Origin of the sequence: uncultured Pelagibacterium sp. (assembly GCF_963972885.1) — a bacterium.
Classification (GTDB): domain Bacteria; phylum Pseudomonadota; class Alphaproteobacteria; order Rhizobiales; family Devosiaceae; genus Pelagibacterium; species Pelagibacterium nitratireducens.
In genome coordinates, this window is the sequence record NZ_CAXAXY010000172.1 from 1 (window position 1) to 2480 (window position 2480).

1 protein-coding gene and 1 pseudogene are annotated in these 2480 nt (G+C 62.1%); both read right to left on the minus strand.

What is annotated here, in order from left to right; all coding sequences use genetic code 11:
• The coding region (locus tag AACZ55_RS16020; RefSeq protein ID WP_339647688.1) for a glutamate synthase subunit beta at window positions 1–1316 on the minus strand (1316 nt) is incomplete at its 3' end.
• A gap of 12 nt (window positions 1317–1328) precedes the next feature.
• Window positions 1329–2480: pseudogene (locus AACZ55_RS16025) on the minus strand (glutamate synthase subunit alpha); the annotation flags it as partial.

The following is a 2480-nucleotide window of genomic DNA, read 5'->3' on the forward strand; positions in this document are numbered from 1 at the left end:
CCGGCGGCATAGACACCATCCACGCTGGTCTTGTAGCTGAAGGTATCGGCGAACAGATTGCCGCGCTTGTCGAGCCTGGCGCCGAGCTGTTCGAGCATGCCGTCGTGGATCGGGTGGGCAAAGCCGATGGCCATCAGCACCAGTTCGGCGGGCAGGATGAAATCGCTGCCCTCGATGGGCTGACGGTCATTGCCGACGCGGGCGCATTTGACGCCCGAGACGTGGCCGCGCTCGTCCGACACGATCTCGATGGTTCCGGCCTGGAACTCACGATTGGCGCCTTCGGCCTGCGAAGAGGAGGTGCGCATCTTGACGGCCCAGTTGGGCCATGAGGTGAGCTTGTCTTCCTTTTCGGGCGGACGTGGGCGGATATCGAGCTGGGTCACCGAGACGGCGCCCTGACGGAACGCGGTGCCCACGCAATCGGATGCCGTATCGCCGCCGCCAATCACCACCACATTCTTGCCGGCGGCAAGGATGGGTTCGTCGGTGACCAGTTCTCCGCCATTGCGGCGGTTCTGCTGGACGAGATAGGGCATGGCGTAGTGGACGCCGGCAAAGTCGGTGCCCTCACAGCCCGGATGGCGCGGGAATTCCGAGCCGCCGCAGAGCAGCACCGCGTCGTGGTTTTCCTTAAGATCCGAGAAGGGGCGGGTGACGCCGATGTTTTCACCGAAATGAAAGATCACGCCCTCGGCTTCCATCTGGGCCTGACGGAAATCGATGTGGCCCTTTTCCATCTTGAAGTCGGGAATGCCATACCGCATCAATCCGCCCGGCTTGGGCTCACGCTCGAAGAGGTGAACCTCGTGGCCGACGCGGGCAAGCTGTTGCGCGGCGGCGAGACCGGCCGGGCCGGCGCCGACGATGCCGATTTTCTTGCCGGTCTTTTTGTCGGCGATCTGGGGGCGGACCCAGCCGCCCTTGATGGCCTTGTCGGCAATGGCCTGTTCCACGGTCTTGATGGCGACCGGCACGTCCTCAAGGTTGAGCGTGCACGCTTCCTCGCAGGGTGCGGGGCAGATGCGGCCGGTGAACTCGGGGAAGTTGTTGGTCGAATGGAGGTTGCGCGAGGCCTCCTCCCAATCGTCCTGATAAACGAGATCGTTCCAGTCCGGAATCTGGTTGTGCACGGGGCAGCCCGTATCGCCATGGCAATAGGGGATGCCGCAATCCATGCAGCGGGCGGCCTGGTTCTTCACTTCCGGCTCGGTGAGCGGAATCGTGAACTCGCGATGGTGCCGAACGCGATCCGAGGCAGGCTCGTAGCGCTGTTCCTGGCGATCTATTTCAAGAAAGCCTGTTACCTTACCCATTGGCTTTCTCCTTTACGCTGCTGCGGTTGGGCGCGAGCGGCCCGTGCGCAAATCTTCCATTTCCTGCATCGCCCGGCGGTATTCGACAGGCATGACCTTGACGAATTTGGGACGGTATTGCTCCCAATTGTCCAGGATCAGCTTGGCGCGTGATGAGCCGGTATAGTGCAGATGGTTGGAAATGAGCTGGAACAGACGCTCGTCGTCATGCTTGGTCATGTCGCCGGAAACGTCGACCCGGCCGTGCCATTCGAGATCGCCACCGTGGTGGTGGATCTTGCGCATCAGCTCTTCTTCCTCGGTGACGGGTTCGAGATCGACCATGGCGAGGTTGCAGCGCGAGCGGAAGGTTTCCTCCTCGTCGAGCACGTAAGCGACACCACCGGACATCCCGGCGGCGAAGTTGCGACCGGTCTTGCCGATGACCACGACCACACCGCCGGTCATGTATTCACAGCCGTGATCGCCAGTGCCTTCGACAACGGCGATGGCGCCCGAGTTGCGCACGGCGAAACGCTCGCCGGCCACGCCGCGGAAATAGCATTCGCCCTCGATGGCGCCGTAAAGCACGGTGTTGCCCACGATCATCGATTCCTCGGGCACGATCCGGGACTTTTCGGAGGGACGAATGACGATGCGGCCACCCGAAAGTCCCTTGCCGACATAGTCGTTGGCGTCCCCGATCAGATCGAAGCTGATGCCCTTGGCAAGGAACGCGCCAAAGCTCTGGCCCGCTGTGCCGCGCAGGGTGACCGAAATGGTGTCTTCGGCCAGTCCTTTGTGCCCATGGGCCTTGGCGACTTCGCCCGACAGCATGGCGCCGGTCGAGCGGTTGAGCGAGCGGATCGGGCTTTCGAACTGGATCGGCTCTTTGGTGTCGATGGCGTTGCGGGCCTTGGCGATCAGCTCGCGGTCGAGCACGGCCTCGAGGTGATGGTTCTGAAATTCGGTATGATGGATCGAATCCCCGCCGAGGGGCTCGGGCTTATAAAACAGCCTGGAGAAATCGAGCCCCTTGGCCTTCCAATGATTGTCGAGCCGGGTCTGTTCGAGCAGGTCGGAGCGGCCGATCACCTCATTGAGAGTCCGGGCGCCCATCTTGGCGAGCAGCTTGCGCAACTCTTCGGCGACAAAGAAGAAATAGTTGATGACGTGCTCGGGCGT